This is a genomic window from Mesorhizobium sp. M8A.F.Ca.ET.202.01.1.1, from assembly GCF_004791595.1.
Classification (GTDB): domain Bacteria; phylum Pseudomonadota; class Alphaproteobacteria; order Rhizobiales; family Rhizobiaceae; genus Mesorhizobium.
This window is the reverse complement of record NZ_SRUN01000014.1, coordinates 1-21,038: the sequence shown is the minus strand read 5'-3', so window position 1 is coordinate 21,038 and position 21,038 is coordinate 1. Positions and strand designations below refer to the sequence as shown.

Annotated in this window: 19 protein-coding genes and 1 pseudogene; 9 read left to right on the top strand and 11 right to left on the bottom strand. The window is 64.4% G+C overall.

Features of this window, described 5'->3' with window-relative positions:
- The first annotated feature begins 5 nt into the window (after positions 1–5).
- Positions 6–398, top strand: a complete 393-nt coding sequence (locus EN845_RS26490) for a DUF305 domain-containing protein (protein ID WP_127277847.1) — start codon at positions 6–8, stop codon at positions 396–398.
- A 92-nt stretch (positions 399–490) separates the two neighbouring features.
- Entirely contained in the window at positions 491–1,336 is an 846-nt protein-coding gene (locus tag EN845_RS26485; protein ID WP_127873022.1) for an aldo/keto reductase, read from the top strand.
- Positions 1,337–1,382: 46 nt separating this feature from the next.
- On the opposite strand, the gene mutS is transcribed toward EN845_RS26485, so the two are convergent.
- A complete protein-coding gene (gene mutS / locus EN845_RS26480; protein ID WP_127873023.1) occupies positions 1,383–4,112 on the bottom strand; it encodes a DNA mismatch repair protein MutS in 2,730 nt (909 codons plus the stop codon).
- 318 nt (positions 4,113–4,430) lie between these two features.
- Here mutS and EN845_RS26475 point away from each other — a divergent pair, with 318 nt between their 5' ends.
- Together EN845_RS26475 and EN845_RS26470 are read left to right on the top strand one after the other, a co-directional pair.
- A complete protein-coding gene (locus EN845_RS26475) occupies positions 4,431–5,459 on the top strand; it encodes a glycosyltransferase (RefSeq protein ID WP_245511805.1) in 1,029 nt (342 codons plus the stop codon).
- 132 nt (positions 5,460–5,591) lie between these two features.
- Complete coding sequence (locus EN845_RS26470; protein ID WP_127873024.1) at positions 5,592–7,871, top strand: NADP-dependent malic enzyme; 2,280 nt, start codon at positions 5,592–5,594, stop codon at positions 7,869–7,871.
- Positions 7,872–7,950: 79 nt separating this feature from the next.
- Here EN845_RS26470 and EN845_RS26465 read toward each other — a convergent pair whose 3' ends face one another.
- Together EN845_RS26465 and EN845_RS26460 are read right to left on the bottom strand one after the other, a co-directional pair.
- Positions 7,951–8,649 (bottom strand): antitoxin Xre/MbcA/ParS toxin-binding domain-containing protein, encoded by a 699-nt coding sequence (locus EN845_RS26465; protein ID WP_127873025.1) that lies wholly within the window; start codon positions 8,647–8,649, stop codon positions 7,951–7,953.
- 374 nt (positions 8,650–9,023) lie between these two features.
- The gene (locus tag EN845_RS26460; RefSeq protein WP_127873026.1) at positions 9,024–10,016 is read right to left on the bottom strand and encodes an adenosine kinase; all 993 of its coding nucleotides are present in this window, start codon (positions 10,014–10,016) and stop codon (positions 9,024–9,026) included.
- A 200-nt stretch (positions 10,017–10,216) separates the two neighbouring features.
- On the opposite strand from EN845_RS26460, the gene EN845_RS26455 reads away from it, so the two are divergent.
- On the top strand, positions 10,217–11,119 hold the full coding sequence (locus EN845_RS26455) for an EamA family transporter (RefSeq protein ID WP_127873027.1): 903 nt from the start codon (positions 10,217–10,219) through the stop codon (positions 11,117–11,119).
- 221 nt (positions 11,120–11,340) lie between these two features.
- Complete coding sequence (locus EN845_RS26450; RefSeq protein WP_127873028.1) at positions 11,341–12,051, top strand: sulfate transporter family protein; 711 nt, start codon at positions 11,341–11,343, stop codon at positions 12,049–12,051.
- A gap of 4 nt (positions 12,052–12,055) precedes the next feature.
- On the opposite strand, the gene EN845_RS26445 is transcribed toward EN845_RS26450, so the two are convergent.
- From EN845_RS26445 to EN845_RS26420, 6 genes are all read right to left on the bottom strand, one after another.
- On the bottom strand, positions 12,056–13,054 hold the full coding sequence (locus EN845_RS26445; protein WP_127873029.1) for a proline racemase family protein: 999 nt from the start codon (positions 13,052–13,054) through the stop codon (positions 12,056–12,058).
- A gap of 7 nt (positions 13,055–13,061) precedes the next feature.
- Positions 13,062–13,865 carry an oxaloacetate decarboxylase gene (locus EN845_RS26440; RefSeq protein WP_127278803.1) on the bottom strand — a complete coding sequence of 268 codons (804 nt, stop codon included), beginning with the start codon at positions 13,863–13,865 and terminating at the stop codon, positions 13,062–13,064.
- Positions 13,866–13,939: 74 nt separating this feature from the next.
- Positions 13,940–14,794, bottom strand: coding sequence for a hypothetical protein (locus EN845_RS26435; RefSeq protein WP_127873030.1), 855 nt, complete (start codon positions 14,792–14,794; stop codon positions 13,940–13,942).
- Between the two features lie 81 nt (positions 14,795–14,875).
- The gene (locus EN845_RS26430) at positions 14,876–15,535 is read right to left on the bottom strand and encodes an HAD family phosphatase (protein ID WP_127873031.1); all 660 of its coding nucleotides are present in this window, start codon (positions 15,533–15,535) and stop codon (positions 14,876–14,878) included.
- 11 nt (positions 15,536–15,546) lie between these two features.
- Positions 15,547–16,032, bottom strand: a complete 486-nt coding sequence (gene dut / locus EN845_RS26425; RefSeq protein ID WP_127278800.1) for a dUTP diphosphatase — start codon at positions 16,030–16,032, stop codon at positions 15,547–15,549.
- Between the two features lie 96 nt (positions 16,033–16,128).
- Positions 16,129–16,599, bottom strand: coding sequence for an Lrp/AsnC family transcriptional regulator (locus tag EN845_RS26420; protein ID WP_127278799.1), 471 nt, complete (start codon positions 16,597–16,599; stop codon positions 16,129–16,131).
- 115 nt (positions 16,600–16,714) lie between these two features.
- On the opposite strand from EN845_RS26420, the gene EN845_RS26415 reads away from it, so the two are divergent.
- Positions 16,715–16,963: a DUF6356 family protein gene (locus tag EN845_RS26415; protein WP_127873032.1), complete on the top strand. Its 249-nt coding sequence runs from the start codon at positions 16,715–16,717 to the stop codon at positions 16,961–16,963.
- Between the two features lie 14 nt (positions 16,964–16,977).
- Positions 16,978–17,778 (top strand): class II glutamine amidotransferase, encoded by an 801-nt coding sequence (locus EN845_RS26410; RefSeq protein ID WP_127873033.1) that lies wholly within the window; start codon positions 16,978–16,980, stop codon positions 17,776–17,778.
- 211 nt (positions 17,779–17,989) lie between these two features.
- On the opposite strand, the gene EN845_RS26405 is transcribed toward EN845_RS26410, so the two are convergent.
- Positions 17,990–19,063, bottom strand: a complete 1,074-nt coding sequence (locus tag EN845_RS26405; protein WP_127873034.1) for an FAD-binding oxidoreductase — start codon at positions 19,061–19,063, stop codon at positions 17,990–17,992.
- A 206-nt stretch (positions 19,064–19,269) separates the two neighbouring features.
- Between EN845_RS26405 and EN845_RS26400 the strand changes: the two genes are divergently transcribed.
- Positions 19,270–20,862 carry a peptide chain release factor 3 gene (locus tag EN845_RS26400; protein WP_127873035.1) on the top strand — a complete coding sequence of 531 codons (1,593 nt, stop codon included), beginning with the start codon at positions 19,270–19,272 and terminating at the stop codon, positions 20,860–20,862.
- 68 nt (positions 20,863–20,930) lie between these two features.
- Here the strand turns inward: EN845_RS26400 and EN845_RS36175 are convergent.
- Positions 20,931–21,038 (bottom strand): annotated as a pseudogene (locus EN845_RS36175) (IS110 family transposase); the annotation flags it as partial.

Below are 21,038 nucleotides of genomic sequence, written 5' to 3'. Positions count from 1 at the left end.
CATGAATGACCTTGGCTAAAAAACTCGTGCTGCTGCTGATGGCGGCCGGAATGCTGCTTGCCGTCTTCCTCGAAAGCGTGCCGGCGCAGAGCGAGGAGATGAAGCACGACATGGGCGCCATGGCCATGGGGGCGGAAAGCCCTTCGACGGCGGGCTACAAGGCGGCGATGGACAAGATGCATACCGACATGATGGCCTCGCAATATACCGGCAACGCCGACGTCGATTTTGTCCGCGGCATGATTCCGCATCATCAAGGCGCGATCGACATGGCCAAGGTCGAGCTGGCCAACGGCAAGGATCCGGAAATCCGCAAACTCGCCGAAGGCGTCATCGCCGCGCAGGAAGCCGAAATCAAGCAGATGCAGGACTGGCTCGCCGCCCATCCGGTGAAGTAAGCTTCCCGGCATCGCTAAGCAGGGTCCGGCGAGAACTCCTTGCGGAGTCTCGTCGAGGCCTCGATGCGATCGAGTACCGACGGAGCCATGCCATGGAATCGAGCGTCAGAACCACTACACTGCCCTGCGGCGAGGCCATACCCGTTCTCGGCCAGGGCACGTGGAAAATGGGCGAGGATTCGCGGCGCCGCTCCGACGAGGTAAATGCCCTCAAGCTCGGTCTCGACCTCGGCGTCACGCTGATCGACACCGCCGAAATGTATGCCGGCGGCGGCGCGGAAGAAGTGGTGGCCAAAGCCATCGCCGGGCGCCGCGCCGAGGTCTTCCTGGTCTCGAAGGTCTTGCCTTCCAACGCTTCAAGGGCCGGCGTGCAGCGCGCCTGCGAGAACAGCCTGAAGCGCCTCGCCACCGACCGCATCGATCTCTATCTGCTGCATTGGCCGGGCAGCGTGCCCCTATCGGAAACGGTGGAAGCCTTCGAGGCGCTGAAAAAAGCCGGCAAGATACGGCATTGGGGCGTCAGCAATTTCGACACCGAGGAGATGGAGGAACTGGCTGGCCTGCACGACGGCGGCAATGTCCAGACCAACCAGGTGCTCTACAATCTGGTCCGGCGCGGCCCGGAATTCGATCTGGCGCCCTGGATGAGGAAACGCGGCATCCCGCAGATGGCCTATTCGCCGGTCGAGCAAGGCGCGCTGGCGCGCAATGCCAGGCTTGATGCGGTCGCCACACGCCACGGTGCGACACCGGCGCAAATCGCCCTGGCCTGGGTGATGCGGCAGGACGGCGTCATCGCCATTCCCAAGGCCGGCAGCCAGGAGCACGTCCGCCAGAATGTCGCTGCGTTGGACATAAAGCTTACGCCGCAGGACATCGCCGATCTCGACCGTGCATTCCCGCCACCGAAGCGCAAGCGCGGGCTGGAGATGATCTGAGGCGGCGGTGCTGCCAATTTCCCCCTCCGCCGCCCAGATTGCAAAATTACTTCCCCGCCAGCCCTTTCAGCCGGTAGAGCGCCTCCAGCGCTTCCTTCGGCGTCATCTCGTCGGGGTTGATCTCGCCGAGCGCGGTCCCCAGCGCGTCGCTCTTCACCGGCTTTGGCGCTTCCCGTTTCACCGCCACCGAAAACAGCGGCAGGTCGTCGACCAGCCGGTTGGTCTTGCCGGAGACCTCGCCTTCCTCCAGCTGGTGCAGCACCGCCTTGGCCCGCTCGACCACCGCCTCCGGCAGGCCGGCGAGCCGCGCCACCTGTACGCCGTAGGACCGGTCAGCGGCACCCTTGCCGACCTCGTGCAGGAAAACGACTTCGCCTTCCCATTCCTTGACGCGCATGGTGACGTTGGAAAGCCGCGCCAGCTTGCCGGCGAGCGACGTCATTTCGTGGAAATGGGTGGCGAAAATCGCCCGGCAGCGGTTCTTCTCGTGCAGATATTCGACCGCCGCCCAGGCGATCGACAGGCCGTCGAACGTCGCGGTGCCGCGGCCGATCTCGTCGAGGATCACCAGCGCGCGTTCCCCGGCCTGGTTGAGGATCGCCGCCGTCTCGACCATTTCGACCATGAAGGTCGAACGGCCTCGCGCCAGATCGTCCGAAGCGCCGACGCGCGAGAACAGCCGGTCGACGACGCCGATATGGGCAGACGCCGCCGGTACGAACGAGCCGGTCTGGGCCAGGATCGCGATCAGCGCGTTTTGCCGCAGGAACGTCGACTTACCACCCATGTTCGGGCCGGTCAGCAGCCAGATCGCGCCGTTCCTGGCAGTCCCCTCGGGCGAGAGGTGGCAATCATTGGCGACGAACGGGCCTTCGCCCGAACGGCGCAGCGCCTGTTCGACCACCGGATGCCGGCCGCCTGAAATCTCGAAGGCAAGGCTGGAATCCACCACCGGCCGGCACCAGGCCTCGCTTTCCGACAACAGTGCGAGGGCCGCCGATACATCGAGCACGGCGAGCGCATCGGCGCCGGCGCGGATCGCCTCTGCCTCGCCGACCGCCTCCGCCGTCAGCGCATCGAAGGCTGCCAGTTCGATGCTCAGTGCCCGGTCGGCGGCATTGGCGATCTTGGTCTCGAGTTCGGCGAGCTCGGTCGTGGTGAAGCGCATGGCGTTGGCCATGGTCTGGCGGTGGATGAAGCGCGCCTTGGCGCCATCGCTGCCGGTCATGATTGCATGATGGTTGGCCGTCACCTCGATGTAGTAGCCAAGCACGTTGTTGTGCCGGATCTTCAGCGAACGGATGCCGGTTTCCTCGATCAGCGAGCGCTCCAGCCCGGCGATCACTTTGCGCGACTCGTCGCGCAGCGCCCGCATCTCGTCGAGTTCGGCATGATAGCCGCCGCGAACGAAACCGCCGTCGCGTTTGAGCAGCGGCAGTTCCTCGCCGAGCGCCTGGGTGAGATGCTGGGCGAGTGCCTTGGGCAGCGCTTGAATCGCGGCCATCGCGCCGGCCAATTCCTGGGGCAGGGCGGTCGCGGCAAAGGTCTCGGCGATGGCGCCAGCCGCCTCGAAGCCGGCGCGCAGTGCGCCGAGGTCGCGCGGGCCGCCGCGATTGAGCGCCAGTCTGGACAGCGCACGCGGCATGTCGGCCACGCTCTTCAGGCTCATCCGCACCGCCTGGCAAAGCCGCACCTCGGAACGGAAGAACGACACCGAATCCAGCCGTGCGACAATGGCCGCCGGGTCGGTCAGCGGCGCCATCAGCCGGTCGGCGAGCAGCCTTGCGCCGCCGCCGGTCACCGTGCGGTCGATCGCCTTGAACAGCGAGCCCTCGCGGCTGCCGGACAGCGTGCGCAACAGTTCGAGATTGCCGCGCGTCGCCGGATCGATGAACAGGGTCGAGCCCTGCTCCTCGCGCTCGGGGCGCGACAGCGGTGGCCGCTCGGCCTTCTGCGTCTTCTCGACATAGGCGATGGCGCCCGAGATCGCCGACAGTTCGGCGCGCGAAAACGTGCCGAAACTGTCTGGTGTCGCCACCTCGAAGAACCGCGCGATCCGCCCCGTGGCCGAGGCCGAATCGAACAGCGGAGGCGGCTGCGGGCTGGCAATGCGGCCGAGCACGTCGAACACCGGCTTCAGCTCGGGATCATGGAAGACCGGCTCGGCCATGATAAGCTCGCGCGGGTCGACACGGAAGATGTCGGCCATCAGCCGGTCGGCGGAGGTCTCGGCGACGCGGAAGGCCCCGGTCGAGATGTCGATCCAGGCAATTGCAAAGCTGTGGTCCGCTCCGCCCTTCACCCTGCCCAGCGCCATCAGGAAACTCGATTCCGACGGCGCCAGCAATTTGTCCTCGGTGATGGTGCCCGGGGTCACCAGCCGCACCACATCGCGGCGCACCACCGATTTGGAACCGCGTTTCTTGGCCTCGGCCGGATCCTCGATCTGCTCGCAGACGGCGACGCGGAACCCCTGGCCAATCAGCTTCTGCAGATAGTCGTCGGCCGCATGCACCGGCACGCCGCACATCGGAATGTCGTGGCCTTGGTGCTTGCCGCGTTTGGTGAGCACGATGCCCAGCGCCCGGCTCGCCTTCTCGGCATCGTCGAAGAACAGCTCGTAGAAATCGCCCATGCGGTAGAACAGCAGCGAATCCGGGTTGGCCGCCTTGATCTCGATGAATTGCTCCATCATCGGCGTGACGGCGGCGCCTGGCTGTGGCGCCGCCGTCAACTCGGGAGCGGCGTCGGGCTCGTTCGGGCTGTGCATGTTCATGGCGCGGCACGCTAGCAGATGTGGTGGCGGGGTTTAATGCCGGGCCATCGAAAAGCAGGGGAAGATCGCAAGCCATCGTCCATGGCCGGCTATTCAGCGGCATTGCCCGATGCCGTGATCGCGAATATCTGTCGTCTTGGGGGTATAATGGTCATGGACAGGGATGGGCACGAAACGTTCGAGGAGATGGTAGGGCCGATCGACTCGGCCCTCGAACGGCTCTGGCTCATGACGGTTCGGCATGCCAGTCAAAGGTTGGGCTGGCTTAAGTTTTCGGCGGCCAAGCGCCTCCCTTTCGCGCTGCCGCTCAGCGGTCCGTTGTCCCATCTGGACGGCGGCATTCGGCTCGCGGTTTACGTTCTCAGCCACGATCCGCTGTTGATCTACACGCCGATCGGCGGCGCCCGTCCCCTCAACTCGATCGTCGCAATCGGCCGTCGCCTGGCCTCGCGGCGCGCCGTGTTCCTGCTGATGCCGAGTTGGACGCTCGAGCGGCCGCACGTCGTCGCAAAGCTGGGCCGGGATCTCGCCTGGTACCGTGAGAACTTTCCGCTTCACGAACTGATTTTTCTTTGCAACACGCCGGAGGAGCGTCGTCTGGTCACCGCTGTCGGAGGAACCGCGATCGTCTCCAACCACAATCTGATGGTCTCGGAGGACATCTTTCGGCCATTGCCGGATGTCCCCGTCGAATTCGACGCCGTCTATAACGGCCGCATCTCGTACACCAAGCGTCATTACCTCGCCTTCGACGTCGAAAGGCTCGCCCACATCACCTTTTCGATCGGCGAGCTGCCCCGGGCCGGCGACCGTGCCTTCATCCGTCGCTTGCAGGCGCAATCGCCGCTGCATCGTATCGCCAACCCGATCATCGACGGCCTGGCCGGCTGGCTGGCGCCGCAGGAGGTCAATCGCGTCTACAACCAGGCCGCGGTTGGGCTCTGTCTGTCGGCGGCGGAAGGGGCAATGTGTTCCAGCATGGAATATCTGATGGCCGGGTTGCCGGTGGTCAGCACGCCCAGTCTTGGCGGCCGGGATGTCTTCTTCGATCCGGACTATTGCATCATCGCCGAGCCCGATCCGGCTGCGATCCGGCGGGCTGTCGAGACGCTGCGCGACCGCGCCATACCGCGCGAGGAGATCCGCAACCGCACGATGGCCAGGGTAGAGCCGCAACGGCGGCAACTCATGGAATTCCTGTCGGAGCTGTTCGAACGGATGGGAAGCAGGCGGCCGCCCCTGTCGCAATGGCCGTTCCCCGGAACCAGGACGCTGCGGCGATGGGCAACGGCCCGCCAGCATGCGCATGAAATCACCGCATTCAAACCAGCGCCGCGCAGTCCCTGAGCGAGCGCGTCCGCTTTGAAGCAGCTTTGCAGAGCTTCGTGGTTTACACGCGGCGGCCCGTGGTCTTAATTCGCAAGGACACAGGCACCCGCTTCAAGGAGGTGCCGCACCGGCGAGGAAATCAAAAGCATCATGGCCAGGAAAACCGAGAACAACGGTCCGTCCGTCAGCGCACAGGAAGCGCTCGAATTCCATGCCATGGGCCGGCCGGGCAAGCTGGAGATCGTCGCCACCAAACCGATGACGACGCAGCGTGATCTCAGCCTCGCTTATTCGCCTGGTGTCGCCGTGCCCGTGCGCGCCATCGCCGAGGATCCTTCGAGAGCCTTCGACTATACGACGCGCGGCAACATGGTCGCCGTCATCTCCAACGGCACCGCCATCCTCGGCCTCGGCAATCTCGGCGCGCTGGCCTCGAAGCCGGTCATGGAAGGCAAGGCGGTGCTGTTCAAGCGCTTCGCCGATGTCGATTCCATCGACCTCGAGGTCGACACCGAGGATGCCGACGAGTTCATCAACTGCGTGCGCTTCCTCGGTCCCTCCTTCGGCGGCATCAACCTGGAAGACATCAAGGCGCCGGAATGCTTCATCATCGAGCAGCGCCTGCGCGAACTGATGGACATCCCGGTCTTCCATGACGACCAGCATGGCACGGCCATCATCTCGGCCGCCGGCCTGATCAATGCGCTGGAGGTAACCGGCCGCGACATGAAGACCACGAAGCTGGTCTGCAATGGCGCGGGTGCCGCCGGCATCGCCTGCATCGAGCTGATGAAGGCGATGGGTTTTTCGCCCGAAAACATCACCTTGTGCGACACCAAGGGCGTGGTCTTCCAGGGCCGAACCGAGGGCATGAACCAGTGGAAATCGGCGCACGCGGTCAAGACCGAGGCGCGTTCTCTGGCCGAAGCGCTCGACGGCGCCGACGTCTTCCTCGGCCTTTCCGCCAAGGGGGCGCTGACCACCGCCATGGTGCAGTCGATGGCCAAGAACCCGATCATCTTCGCCATGGCCAATCCCGATCCGGAGATCACCCCGGAGGAAGTGGCCGAGATCCGCACCGACGCCATCATGGCCACCGGGCGTTCGGATTATGCCAATCAGGTCAACAACGTGCTCGGCTTCCCCTACATCTTCCGCGGCGCGCTTGATGTCAGGGCCACCACCATCAACGACGACATGAAGATCGCCGCCGCCCGCGCTCTCGCCGAACTGGCGCGCCAGGACGTGCCCGACGACGTCGCCGCCGCCTATCAGGGCAACCGGCCGAAATTCGGCCCCAACTACATCATTCCGGTGCCTTTCGACCCGCGCCTGATCTCGGCCATCCCGATTGCCGTGGCCAAGGCGGCAATGGATTCGGGCGTCGCCCGCAAGCCGATCCTCGATCTCGACCGCTACGCGCAGGAGCTTTCCGCCCGCCGCGACCCGATCGCCTCGACCCTGCAGCGCATCTACGACCGCGTGCGCCGCCAGCCCAAGCGCATCGTCTTCGCCGAGGGCGAGGAGGAGCAGGTGATGCGCGCCGCCGTCTCCTATGTGAACCAGCGGCTCGGCACGGCCATCCTGCTTGGCCGCGACGACGTCATCAAGGAGAACGCCAGGCACGCCGGCATCGACTTGAACAAGCAAGGCATCGAGATCATCAACGCGCGCCTGTCGCGCCGCAATTCGATCTACACCGACTATCTCTACGAACGCATGCAGCGCAAAGGCTTCCTGTTCCGCGACTGCCAGCGGCTGATCAACAACGACCGCAACCATTTCGCCGCCTGCATGGTGGCGCTGGGTGACGCCGACGGCATCGTCACCGGCGTCACCCGCAACTATTCCACCGCGCTCGACGATATCAGGCGCGTCATCGACGCCAAGCCCGGCCACCGCGTCATCGGCGCCTCGATCGTGCTGGCGCGCGGCCGCACGGTGATCGTCGCCGACACCGCCGTCCACGACATGCCCAACGCCGAGCAGATCGCCGACATCGCCGAGGAGGCGGCAGGCTTTGCCCGCCGCATGGGCTATGAGCCGAGGCTCGCCATGCTCGCCTATTCCACCTTTGGCCATCCGCAGGGCGAGCGTTCCGAGCGCATCCAGGAAGCCGTGCGCATCCTCGACAAGCGCCGCGTCGATTTCGAATATGACGGCGAAATGGCCGCCGACGTGGCGCTCAACGCCCGCGCCATGGCGCAATACCCGTTCATCCGCCTGACCGGCCCGGCCAACGTGCTGATCATGCCGGCGTTCCACTCGGCCTCGATCTCGACCAAGATGCTGCAGGAACTCGGCGGCTCGACCGTCATCGGCCCGCTGCTGGTCGGCCTGAACAAGCCGGTGCAGATCGTCTCGCTGAACGCCAAGGACAGCGATATCGTGAACATGGCGGCGATCGCGGCTTATACGGCGGGGACTTGAGGAGCATCCCGCCTGGCAGACGAAAGCTTCTGCATCAGACAAGCCCGAAGCGCGGCGCGGGCACCTTCTCGCGCCGACTTCAGCCCGGCGCGAACCCACGCGCCGCCTCGACCACCTCTTCCGCCTGGTCCTGCCGTAGCAGGTCGATCGGGATGCGGCCGTCGAGCTGTGCCGCTGGGCGGGTCAACCATAGCCATGCGAGCCTCGGGTTGCCGATCAGCTCCAGCACGTCGCTTATGCCCGCCACCGGCCTGCCGTCGACGAATTGCGCCAGCGGGAAGACGTGCTTGCGGCCGCCCTTGCGCAGCGCGATGACGTCGCCGCGCCGTTGCCAGCGGTGCAAAGTGGAGCGTGCGATGCGCAGGTTCTCTTCCAGATAGGTCGAGCCGGCGACGCGGCCGGCCCAGTCCTCGATCAGCATCGATTCGAGGTCGTCGGACTGGGTCAGCGCGGGAAGCGCTTCGGCCTCTGCGGGCAGCGTCGTCGTGCCGGTGGTACCGGCTTCGCCTCGGCGCGCCGCTTCTGCCGCCAGCGCGCGCACGAATTTCGAGGCCAGCCCCGGAAGGTCGGCGTGGATGGTGTCGATGGCGCGCTGGTGCTTGGGCGACAGCAAGGTGACCGCGGAGGCGATGCTGCCGGCGATTTTGGCGACCGAGACCATGGTGGACTGGTTGATCGCCTCGTCATAATGGGCGAGCGCGCGCTCGACCTTGTCGGCGACCAACTCCGCGAAGTCGTCCTGGTTTATGCCGGTCGCCTGGATTGGAAATCTGGTCATGCATCTGTCTTCTGGCCGCGCTCCTCCCCGACTGCGGCCGTTTGTCAACGGCTAAGGGAAAAGCGGGACTCCGAACGGCAACAGATGCAGCGAACCCGACAGGTTGCTGTCTTGCATTTACGACACCCCAACTGACTGCGAGCATCCCGAAATGCCAGTCACGGGACGCTCGCAATTTCCTGTAGGAGCGGTGTGTGACAACCGCGCGACGGTCTTTTCCTTCTCCCCTTGTGGGAGAAGGTGGCCTCGCGAAGCGAGGTCGGATGAGGGTGTTCCAGCTTGGCAAAAACGGCGATCCGTCACCCACCCCTCAACCGTCTCGGCGCTGCGCGCCGATCCACCTTCTCCCACAGGGGGAGAAGGGAAAAGCCCCCCTACAACAACCCCGCTTGCTCGGCTTCCTTGCGCAGATTCTGCCGTGGCCTCGGGCCGATCTGCTGGATCACCAATCCGGCTGCCAGTGAGCCAAGGTCGCCGCAGGTCTGGAGGTCGCGTCCCTGTGTATAACCATGCAGGAAACCGGCGGCGTAGAGGTCGCCGGCGCCCGTCGTGTCGACCAGTTCCTTGATGGCGGTCGCCTTTATGACCACGGTCTCGTCGCCGCGCACGATGACCGAGCCCTTTTCGGAGCGGGTCACCGCGGCGATCTTGCAATCCTTGCGAATCTGCGCCAGCGCCTCGTCGAACGACGAAGTCTGGTAAAGCGACTTGATCTCGTGGCTGTTGGCAAAGACGATATCGACCGTGCCCGAGCGCATCAGGTCGAGGAACTCGTCACGGTAACGGTCGACGCAGAACGAATCCGACAAGGTCATGGACACTTCGCGGCCGGCCGCGTGCGCCAGCCTGGCCGTCTGCCGGATGGCTTCCTTGGCGCGCGGCGGGTCCCACAGATAGCCTTCGAAATAGGTCACCTTGGCGCCCGACGCCTTGTCGGCCTCGACATCTTCCGGCCCGAGTTCGACGCAGGCGCCGAGATAGGTGTTCATCGAGCGCTCGCCATCGGGGGTGACGAAGATCATCGAGCGCGCCGTCGGCGGCTCGCCCTCGAGCGGCTTGGTGTCAAAGGCGACACCTTGCGCGTGGATATCGTGCGCGTAGATTTCGCCCAGCGCATCGTTGGAAACCTTGCCGAAGAAGGCGGCGCGTCCGCCGAAGGAGGCGACCCCGGCCGCCGTGTTGCCGGCGCTGCCGCCGGAGGCCTCGATTGCCGGACCCATGCGGCTGTAGAGCAATTCGGCGCGATGGGTGTCGATGAGATTCATCGCGCCCTTGATGATGCCGTTGGTCTGGAGGAAGTCCTCTTCGCACTGGGCGATGATGTCGACAATCGCATTGCCGATGCAAAGCACGTCATAATCCGGCATCAATGTCTCCGCCAAAAACCCGAGCCGGCTTCTTGCCATGCCCGCGCGGGTCTACAGCATGACGCTGAAAACAGGCAACCGATTTTCTGTCCTTGCCGCGCCAGCCCAGGCGCTACGACAATTCGACCGTGGCCGAAACATTTCGTCGCGATGTCGCCTACATCTGCGCTCCTGAGATCACGGTCCGAAGGCGCGAGCCCATGCCTGCCAAAAACGACACGGCTACCGACCTGGCGCTGCTTGGCGTACTGGCTGTCCTGTGGGGCGCCTCCTACACCTTCATCAAGATCGGCGTCGAGACCATCCCGCCCATCACCTTCATCGCCGCCCGCACCCTGATCGCCGGCGCCATCCTGTTCGCCATCATCCGCTGGCGTGGGCTTGCCATGCCGGGAGACGCGGCTAGCTGGCGCCGCTTCGCCTTCCAGGCCTGCCTCAACAGCGTCGTCCCGTTCACGCTGATCGCCGCGGCCGAGCGCTCGGTCGACGCCGGCCTTGCCACCATCCTCAACGCCACCTCGCCGATCTTCACCTTCCTGCTCACCGCGCTGATCACCCGCCATGAGCCGGTCACCCCACGCAAGCTGGTCGGCGTCGGCGCCGGCATTGCCGGCATCTGCCTCATCGTCGGCACACAGGCGCTTGGCGGCATCGGCCACCAGCTCTGGGCACAGATCGCCATCGTCGCGGCAACCGTGTGCTATGCCGGCGCCGCCATCTTCGGCCGTGGCTTCAAGGGCCTCGATCCGATGCTTCCCGCCGCTGGCTCCATGCTGTGCGGCGCCGTCATGCTGGTGCCGCTCAGCCTGGTGGTCGACCAGCCATGGACGCTGACGCCTTCGGCAGCTTCCATCCTCGCTTTGCTCGGCCTGTCCGTGTTTTCGACGGCACTGGCGTTCGTCATCTATTTTCGCCTCATCCACACGCTGGGTTCGGTCGGCACGACGTCGCAGGCCTATCTGCGGGTGCCGATCGGTGTCGGCATCGGCGCCATCTTCCTCGGCGAAAGCCTGGGTCCGACGGCATGGCTCGGCATGGGCTTTGTCGTTGCCGGCGTGGCGGCCATGACCATACCGGTCCGCAAACCGGCCTTCGCCCGGTAGTCAGATTTCGGCAGCGTCCAAAGACAAGCAAAGGCCCGCGCTTGTGCTCGCGGGCCGCACTGCCTATCTCGGAGACGTCCTGCCTTGAGCGGTTCAGTGTTTGATGGAATCTCTGACCCGCTGTAACTTCTCGTTTTTACGCAATCCCGGGCGGAAAACCGCTACGCACTTTTCCTGGAATTGCTCTGTGGTTGTGTCCGCTGACCTGGGGTTGAAGCACGGTGATTTTCGACGCTGCCCGCACCGCGGCCCTGGAGCTGCTCTCGCCTCCGTTCCGCGCCGTGTTCATCAAGACGCTCGGCCTAACCCTGCTGGCGCTGGTCGCCCTGTGGTTCGGCCTGACCAGCCTTGTCGAATGGCTGGCCCTGCCGTGGCTCCAGACCGTGTTGCCCGGCATACCGTCCTGGGCCGGCTGGCTGGGCGGCATTGTCGCGGCCATCGCGCTGGCCTTCGGCATGGCGCTGCTTGTTGCGCCGGTCACGGCCGTCATCGCCGGCCTGTTCCTCGACGATGTCGCCGAAGTGGTCGAGCGCACCGATTACCCAAGCCACCCGGCCGGACGGGCCATGCCGGCATTGCGCTCGATGGTGCTGGCGATAAAGTTTTTCGGCGTCGTCATCCTGGGCAACATCGTGGCGCTCATGCTTCTGCTGGTGCCGGGCATCAACATCGCAGCCTTCTTCATTGTCAACGGCTACCTGCTGGGGCGCGAATTCTTCGAATTCGCCGCCATGCGCTTTCGCCCCGAGGAAGATGCGAGGGCCCTGCGCCGGCGCTATGCCGGTACGGTGTTTCTGTCCGGGCTGGTGATCGCGGCATTCCTTGCCGTGCCGCTGCTCAACCTGCTGACGCCGCTCTTCGCCGCCGCCATGATGGTGCATCTGCACAAGGCGGTCTCGGCGCGGGAAGCGGTCCGTTCCGCAAACGGTTGAGCCTTCAGCGCAAGAGGAAACCACGCCCCAGCTCGTCGTCCGGTTCGACAATGAATTCGGCTCCTCCGGAATAATAGGCGCGGCCGCCGACGCGGGCGACGATCGCTTCGTGCGGGCCGGCCTGTGCCGTTCGCACGACCGCCCCGGAAAAGCGCGAGCCGGCGATGCTCTCGAAACTGCGCGTCTGCCCGATGGCGATCTCACCCTTGGCATGCATGGCCGCCAGCCGGGCGGTCACGCCGGAACCGGTCGGCGATCGGTCGACTTCCGCCTCGGCGAAGACGCAGACATTTCTGGTGACTTCCCCGGAAAAGGCGTCCTTTCCGTCGGTCAGGATGGTGCCGTAGAGGAAGGCGAGGTCGTCATGATCGGGATGCGACAGCGCAAACTCGGCCTTGAGCCGGTTCGTCAGCGCCGTTGCCGCATCGACGAAATCGCGCACGCGGTCGTGGCCGAATTCCAGCCCGAACTGATGGCAGTCGGCCAGCGCGTAGAAAGCCCCGCCATAGGCGATATCGAAACCGATCTTGCCATACTCTGTCAGCTCGATCTGTTGGTCGCGGGCGAACAGGAAGGCAGGCACGCTCTCGAACGACACCGCACCGGCCTTGCCGTCGCTGACCTCGACCGAGGCGACGACCAGGCCACAAGGCGCCTCGATGTTGACGGTGGTGAACGGCTCCTGTTTCGCCACCAGGCCTTCATCGATGGCATAACGGCCGAGCGCGACGATGGCGTGGCCGCACATGGTGGAATAGCCCTCATTGTGCATGAACAGCACGGCAAGGTCGGCGCCGGGCAAATCGGGCTCGACCAGCAAGGCGCCATACATGTCGTAATGGCCGCGCGGCTCGAAGATCAGCAGTTTGCGCAAATGGTCGAGGTTGTCCCGCACATAGGCGCGCTTTTCAAGGATGGTGCCCTTGGGGATAGCGGGATAACCCCCGGTGACGATCCGCAGCGGCTCGCCGCCCGTATGCATGTCGACGACGGTAAGGTTCATGCGGCGTCTAACCCTGGGATTTGCCGTACAGCGCCTGCAACTTGCCGAACGGCATGGCAGCGCGGGTGAAGCCGAACGTTCCGTCCTGCTGGATCTCGCGCGCCGCCGTCTCCAGCATGCCGTAGGCGAAATTGGTCAGCCACGGCCCGAGCGAAATCCGCTTGACGCCGGCCATGGCAAGGTCGGCGATGGTGAAGCCGGGCCTCGCCATGACATTGACCGGCTTGGTCACCGCCGAGCAGAGCGTGCGCACCATCTCGACGTCGCCGATGCCCGGCGCATAGAGCACGTCGGCGCCGGCCTTTTCGAAGGCCTGCAGCCGCTTGATCGTATCGTCGAGGTCGGACTTGCCCCACAGGAAATTCTCGGCCCGCGCGGTGAAGACAAAATCGCGCTTCAGCGCCCGCGCCGCCTCCACCGCGGCGGCGACGCGCTCGACCGCATGCGAAAACTCGTAGATGGGCTTTTCCGGATCGCCGGTATGGTCTTCGATCGAGCAGCCGGCAAGCCCGGCGGCCTCCGCTGCGAAAATGGTCTCGGCGGCCTGCTCGGGGCTGTCGCCCTTGCCTTTTTCGAGATCCGCCGAGACCGGCAGTTCGGTCGCGGCCGTCACCTCGCGGCAATGATGGATCATCTGGTCGAAGCTCACGGCCCCGTCCGGCAGGCCGCGCGAAAAGGCAAAGCCGGCGCTGGTCGTGGCCAGCGCCTTGAAGCCGAAGGAGCCAAGCAGCTTCGTCGTGCCCGGGTCCCAGGGATTGGGCATGACGAAGGTCGAGGCATGCAGGTCGCGAAAGATCTTGCCCTTGTCCATGAATGTTCCCCATGACGAGTGTCGGGGCGGATGCTAGCGCGCCGTTTCCGGCCGGGCAAACAAATGCGGTTGGTTCAGAAGCGTTTCTCGTTGTCTGCTGCCAATTTTTCGAAAGCATCGGAATCGGCGACGTAGCCCGCTGTTTTCTTGTCCCAGCGGTAGGTTACGGAAATGTCGTTCGAGACGGCTTTGGGGGCGGGTTCGTCGCACGTCTCTTCGCCAGGTGCCGTCTTGTCGGTTATCGTCGCCTTGATCGCGGCGTAGGGCTGGCCATCGCTCACGGCCTGGAAGGTCAGGTCCTGGGAGCGCCGATAGGAACAGACATTTTCGTCGAACGTGTTGATGAGGTCGATCAGCTCAAAACGGTCGTCTCGCACCAGGATAAGCGGCGTCGACATGTAGCCCTGGTTCGAGTTGAAATGCGTGCTGGAGATCATCAGCGCATCGTCGCTGGCGCCGAGCGAAAGTTTGCCGGGGTGGCGAAAGAAGGTGAAACGGTCGGTCGCCACATTGACGGCATCGAGCAACCTCGGTTTGCCGGTGAGATCGTAAAGCGCCAGCACCGCATAGCCCTCCGCGCTGTCGGGCGATTCGCCGAGATCGAAAAGCATGGCCAGCCGCTCCTTGCCTCCGGCCTTGATGCCAAGCACGCCGGCGCTGAAAACGCTCGGTGCTTCTGGTGGCGAGCTGTCATTGTCGGGACCGGCAATGTGCCGCATCTCGATCGGCGAGGAGCCGACATAGTAGTCGCCCTTCGCCGTCAGATCCGGAATGACCATCCTGATGAGATCGGCATAGGTCGTGCCGGCGTGGCCATCGATGGGTTTGCCGAGGTCCGGGCTGGCCGCGTCCTGGGCGCCGGCCGCGCCGCCCAGCAATGGCAGCAGCAACAGGCAGGCAAAGACGAGCCGATGCAAAAATCCCGACATGCTTGATATCGTCCCCTCACCGCAAGCACCGCGAAGCTGACACTTCCGGGCGACATGCACTAGCCCATCCGGCCGGCAAAATCAGTGGATCGGCACCAGCCCGGCGAGTTCGCGCATGTCGTCGAACAGGATGCCGCCGGCCTGGATCAGGCCGTCGCGGTCGGAATAGGGGTCGCCATGATAGGAGAACACCCGCATGCCGGCAGCGATGCCTGCCTGCGTGCCTGCGACGCTATCCTCGATGACGATGCAGTCGGCCGGCTCGAAGCCCATGGCTTTGGTCGCATGCAGGAACAGGTCGGGGAACGGCTTGCCGCGCGAGACCATGGTGGCGCTGAACATGGCATGCTCGAACAGCGGCAACAGCCCGGTCTGGCCAAGCGTTATGTGCATCTTCGAGATCCTGGCCGAGGTGGCGACGCAATAGGCGAGGCCGGCGGCGCGGACCGCCTCGATGAACTCCCGGACATAAGGGATCGCCTCGACGCCATGAGCGAACAGATCCGGCAGGCCGGCATTCCAGCGCTCGACGAAATCGGCGCCGAGCCTGACGCTGGTCGTCTCCTCGATCTCCTTCTGCACCGAGACCATGCTGCGGCCGGAGAAGTTCTTGCGGCAATATTCGAAGGTCGTTGGATAGCCGCTCGCGCTGAGCCATTCGGCCAGGCGCCGGTTGGCGAGGTTCTCGGTATCGACCAGGATCCCGTCGCAGTCGAAGATGACAAGTTTAGGCAAGGGCATTGGATTCGCTATCAGGCGGTGCCGGTCGATCCGAATCCGCCCGAGCCGCGCGCCGTGCCGCCGGCGAGCGAACGCTCTTCCACAGCCACCTGCGTCACGGCGGCGAAAACGATCTGGGCAATGCGCATGCCGCGCGTAACGGCAAAATCCTCGTCGCCGAGATTGACCAGCAGCACCTTCACCTCGCCGCGATAGTCGCTGTCGACCGTGCCGGGTGAATTGAGGACGGTAAGGCCGTGTTTGAAGGCAAGGCCCGAGCGTGGCCGCACCTGGCCTTCCATGCCTTCGGGAATTTCCAGGATCAGCCCCGTCGGCACCAGAGCGCGCTTGCCGGGCAGGATCAGAAGCGGCCGGTCTTCGGGCACCGCCGCGCGCAAATCCATGCCAGCGGCGCCGGTGCTTTCATAAGCGGGAAGCGGAAGTCCCTCGCCATGCGGCAGCCTGACGAAGCCGACGGTGGGACCGATGACGGAGGGTGTTTGAAGGGCTGCGCGCATAAAATCGATCCTATCGGCGCGATTGCCGATTCGGTCAATTCGCCCGCGGCGCTATCAACGGCTTTCTTTCGGGCATCACTATGGCCTGAGGACGGCTCAACGCACTTCCATCGGAACCACCGTCGTCTCCTTGATCTCCTCCATGACGAAGGAGGCGGAAACATCCGACAGCGCCACCTTGGCGATGAGCCGCTGGTAGAGCCGGTCATAGGCCTTCACGTCGGCGACACGGGCGCGCAGTACATAATCGAGATCGCCAGACATGCGATAGACGCCGATGATCTCTGGCAAGCCGCTTACCGCGGCGCGGAATTTCTGCAGCCAGTCCGGGTCGTGGTTGGATGTGCGGATCAGGATGAACACCGAAAGGCCAAGCCCGAGCTTTTCGGCATCGACCAGCGCCACGCGGCCGGTGATGACGCGATCTTCCTCCAGCCGCTTGACGCGACGCCAGCAGGCATTGCGCGACAATGCCACCCGCTCCGACAGCTGGTCGACCGACAACGTGCCGTCTCGTTGCAGTTCGGCAAGCAATTTTCGGTCGATTTCATCGATTTCCAGTGTCATTTGGGATGTTTGTCCCATGAAGTGGCAAAATACAAGGATATTTTGGGACCAATGAACCGGTGAGGCGTGTCAGGATACTCATATCAGGAAGCTCCAGCGCTGAAGGGGAACCAGCATGTCGCTCGCAAGCATTTTCACCTCTCATCCGGCCAAGGTCGGCGAAACCTATTTCGGCCATATGGCCTTCGCCGCCTGGTTCTCGTCGCGCCTGCTGATGGCGGCGGGAGCAGCGCTCGTTCACGCTTTCTTGCCATTTCTCTTCGAGACTACCGCCAGCCGAATCATTCGCGAGCTCTACGAGCGGACGCACAACAGAGGCAATCACACGGTCGAAGCGCCGGCGGCGCTTGCGGATCGTGCCTAGAGGACGACAAAGCGATGTGCCGATGGGCGGCCTATCTCGGTGAAGCGGTCGTTCTCGAAGATATCCTCACGGCGCCCTGTCACTCGCTGATCGCCCAGAGCCACTGCGCCCAGGAAGCCAAGTCGCCGACCAATGGCGACGGTTTCGGCCTTGCCTGGTATGGCGAGAGGCCCGAGCCCGGCCTCTATCGCGACATCCTGCCGGCCTGGTCCGACCCCAATCTGAAAAGCCTGTGCCGGCAGATCAAGTCCGGCCTGTTCCTCGCCCATGTCAGGGCCTCGACCGGCGGCGCCACCAGCCGCATGAACTGCCATCCGTTCATCTCCGGCCGCTGGTCGTTCATGCACAATGGCCAGATCGGCGGTTTCGAGAAAATTCGCCGCGCGCTGGAGAACTCGCTGTCCGACGCTGTCTTCGACCAGCGCGAAGGCACCACCGATTCCGAACTGTTTTTTCTCCTGATGATCGACGAGGGCCTTTCGGCCGACCCACTAGGCGCCGTCTCGCGTGCCACCAGCCGCGTGCTGGAAGCCTCTCGCCGCGCCGGTCTCGAGCCGGCGCTTAAACTCACCGCCGCTTTCTCCGACGGGCAGATTCTATATGCGGTCCGCTACGCCACTGACGCTCACGCGCCGACGCTCTACACGTCCATCTTCCGCAAGGGCGCTGGCCGCTGCATCGTCTCCGAGCCCTTCGATCGCGAGGGCGGCGACTGGCAGGCGATCCCGCCATCGAGCTTCGTCACCATGACCAGGGATGGCATCGACATAAGTCCATTCGTTCCGGTCGCGGCGAAGCTGGCGCTGGTTGGATAGCAAATCGTTTCGGTCGAGTTCCTCCGCGCCCCTCTCTGTCCTGCCGGACATCTCCCCCAGAGCGGGAGGCCAGATGTCGCGATGGCCTTCCCAATCTCGAACGTTGAAGAGCGAAGCCGCCGGCGAAGCTGACGTCTCCCACTTGTAGGGGAGATGTCCGGCAGGACAGAGGGGGGCGCCGTAGAGTGCCGCGCCTCGGAAGCAGCCATTGCTACTGCGCAAACCGCGCCAGCCCGTAAGGCGCCAACAATGCATCGCGCTCGCCTTCAAGAATCTCCCGCGCGGCAAACAGGCCGACGGCTGGTGCCAGCGTGATGCCGGAATGCATGACCGCGACGTAGAGCCCATCCAGGCCCTCGGCGCGGCCGATGATCGGAAAGCCGTCGATCGGATTGGGGCGGTAGCCAATGGTTTGGAAATCGAGTTCCAGCCCCTCCGCGCCACGCAATGCTGCTTTCGTGACCGCGAACAGCGCGCGGGCGGTCGCTTCGGCGTCCATACCGGGATCGCCGCCGGCGAAATCCGAGCCGGCGATGATGCGGCCCTCGGCGGTCTGGCGCATGTGTAGCCTCTCGGCGTGCACCAGTCCGTTGAGCAATTTCCTGTAAGGCCGCGAATGGACGATAAGGCCGGGCGGCGTCTCGATCGGCAAGGTGATGCCGGCCGTCGCCGCAATATCCGGAGAGCCGACGCCAGCGGCGATCACCACCTCGTCGGCGGCAACGAGCCCATGTGATGTGTCCACGCCGGTAATCCTGCCGTTGCTCTGGGCCAGCGCGGTCACCGTGCCGGAGAGGATGCGCGCGCCTTGCCGCGCTGCATCCGCCAGCAGCGCCTTCGCTGTGGCCGCGGGCTCGGCGACACCTTCCTCAGCGATATGCAAGGCAAAATCTGGAGGCTCGGCGAGATTGGGCTCAATGCGTGCCACCTGCTCTCGGCCAACCCGTTCGATGCCGTAGCCCCAGGCCGAATGCTCGTCCGCATAGGCTTCGAGCCTCTCCGCCTGCAGGTCCCAGTTCAGGCCGCCGCACCAGGCCAGCGGCAGGCCGGGCAAATCATTTGCAAGTCGCTTCCACTCGGCCATGGCACGGATGCGCAGCCGGAAATAGGTTTCCGGATTGCCCCAACTGGCGTTGATCCAGGCAAACGAGTTCGGCGTCGCCACGCCGCCCGGCGCGCTGTCGGCAATGACCGTCACCTGCGCGCCAGCTCTGGTCAGATGCCAGGCAACCGAGGCACCAATAATGCCGGCGCCGATGACGATCACTTGTTTCGACGCAGCCATGGTCACTCCTCTGTCTCCTGATTCCAAGGGATGTTCATCCAAGTGGCATTCCTATGGCCGCTTGCCAATGTTGAAATACACGGCTCCCGGCCATTGCTGGCTTCAGCAGAGAGACGGCATCCGGCGGCATCCGTGCCGCCGGAACGGTCGACAGCCCGGCGTAGCGCTGCTAGAAGCCCGGCCTGTCACACGGAAATCCCAACAGAATGCCCGAAGCTATCCCAGAGGAAGTGGCGCGCCGCCGCACTTTCGCGATCATCGCCCACCCCGACGCCGGCAAGACGACGCTGACCGAAAAGCTGCTGCTGTTCGGCGGCGCCATCCAGCTTGCCGGCGAGGTCAAGGCCAAGAAGGACCGCATCCAGACGCGGTCCGACTGGATGAAGATCGAGCGCGAGCGCGGCATTTCGGTCGTCACCTCGGTGATGACCTTCGAATATGAGGACAACGTCTTCAATCTGCTCGACACGCCCGGCCACGAGGACTTCGCCGACGATACCTATCGCACGCTATCGGCGGTCGACTCGGCCGTCATGGTCATAGACGCCGCCAAGGGCATCGAGCCGCGCACGCTGAAACTGTTCGAGGTCTGCCGGCTGCGCGACATCCCGATCATCACCTTCGTCAACAAGATGGACCGCGAAAGCCGCGATCCGTTCGAGATTTTGGACGAGATCGAGCAGAAGCTGGCGCTGGACACCGCGCCCGTCACCTGGCCGATCGGCCGTGGCAAGACCTTCTCCGGCACCTATCACCTGGCGCTGAACGCCGTGCGCAAGGGTGACGACGAGAAGGAACGCACGCCGGTCAACGGTCCCGATTCCAACCGCGTTGCCGGCCTTCTGCCGGAAAATGAGCGCGAGGCCTTCATCGAGGAACTCGAACTGGCGCGCGAAGCCTGCCGTCCGCTCGACATCGACGCTTTTCGCGAAGGCCATCTGACACCAGTCTATTTCGGCTCGGCGCTGCGCAATTACGGCGTGCGCGACCTGATCGAGGCGCTTGGCGCCTTCGGGCCGCCACCGCGCGCGCAGGAGGCCGACACCCGCACTATCGAGGCGACGGAGGAGAAGATGACCTCCTTCGTCTTCAAGATCCAGGCCAACATGGATCCCAACCATCGCGACCGCATCGCCTTCGTGCGCGTCTGCTCGGGCAAGCTCGAGCGCGGCATGAAGGCCAAGCTGGTGCGCACGGGGAAGCCGATGTCACTCTCGGCGCCGCAATTCTTCTTCGCCCGCACCCGCGTCACCGCCGACGAGGCTTTCGCCGGTGATGTCGTCGGCATCCCCAACCACGGCACGCTGCGCATCGGCGACACGTTGACCGAGGGCGAGGAAATCCTGTTTCGCGGCGTGCCGAATTTCGCCCCGGAAATCCTGCGCCGCGTGCGCCTCGGCGACGCGATGAAGGCCAAGAAGTTGAAGGAAGCGCTGCACCAGATGGCCGAGGAAGGCGTCGTGCAGCTGTTTTCGCCGGAAGATGGTTCGCCGGCCATCGTCGGTGTCGTCGGCGCCCTGCAGCTGGATGTGCTGAAAGAGCGGCTGAACTTCGAATACACGCTGCCCGTCGAGTTCGAAATGTCGCGCTTTTCGGTCTGCCGCTGGATCTCGGCCGACGACAAGGCCGAAGTGCTTCGCTTCATCGAAGCGCATCGCGGCGACATCGCCCGCGACCTCGACAACGACCCGGTGTTCCTCGCCCAGCACGCCTTCTCGCTGAACTACGAAGCCGAGCGCTGGAAGGCGATCCGCTTCGCCACGATCAAGGATTATCAGGTGAGAGATAAGGCGGCGTAGGCTGCCCTTTCCCTTCTCCCCTTGTGGGAGAAGGTGTCGCCGAAGGCGACGGATGAGCAACTGTGTTTTCAGGCTTTGTCTGGATACCAGGGTTGGTTGTGTCGAAGCATGGCGCTGAGGATGGTCATAATCTTTCGGGCCACGGCGACGATGGCGACCTTTGGTTGCTTACCGTT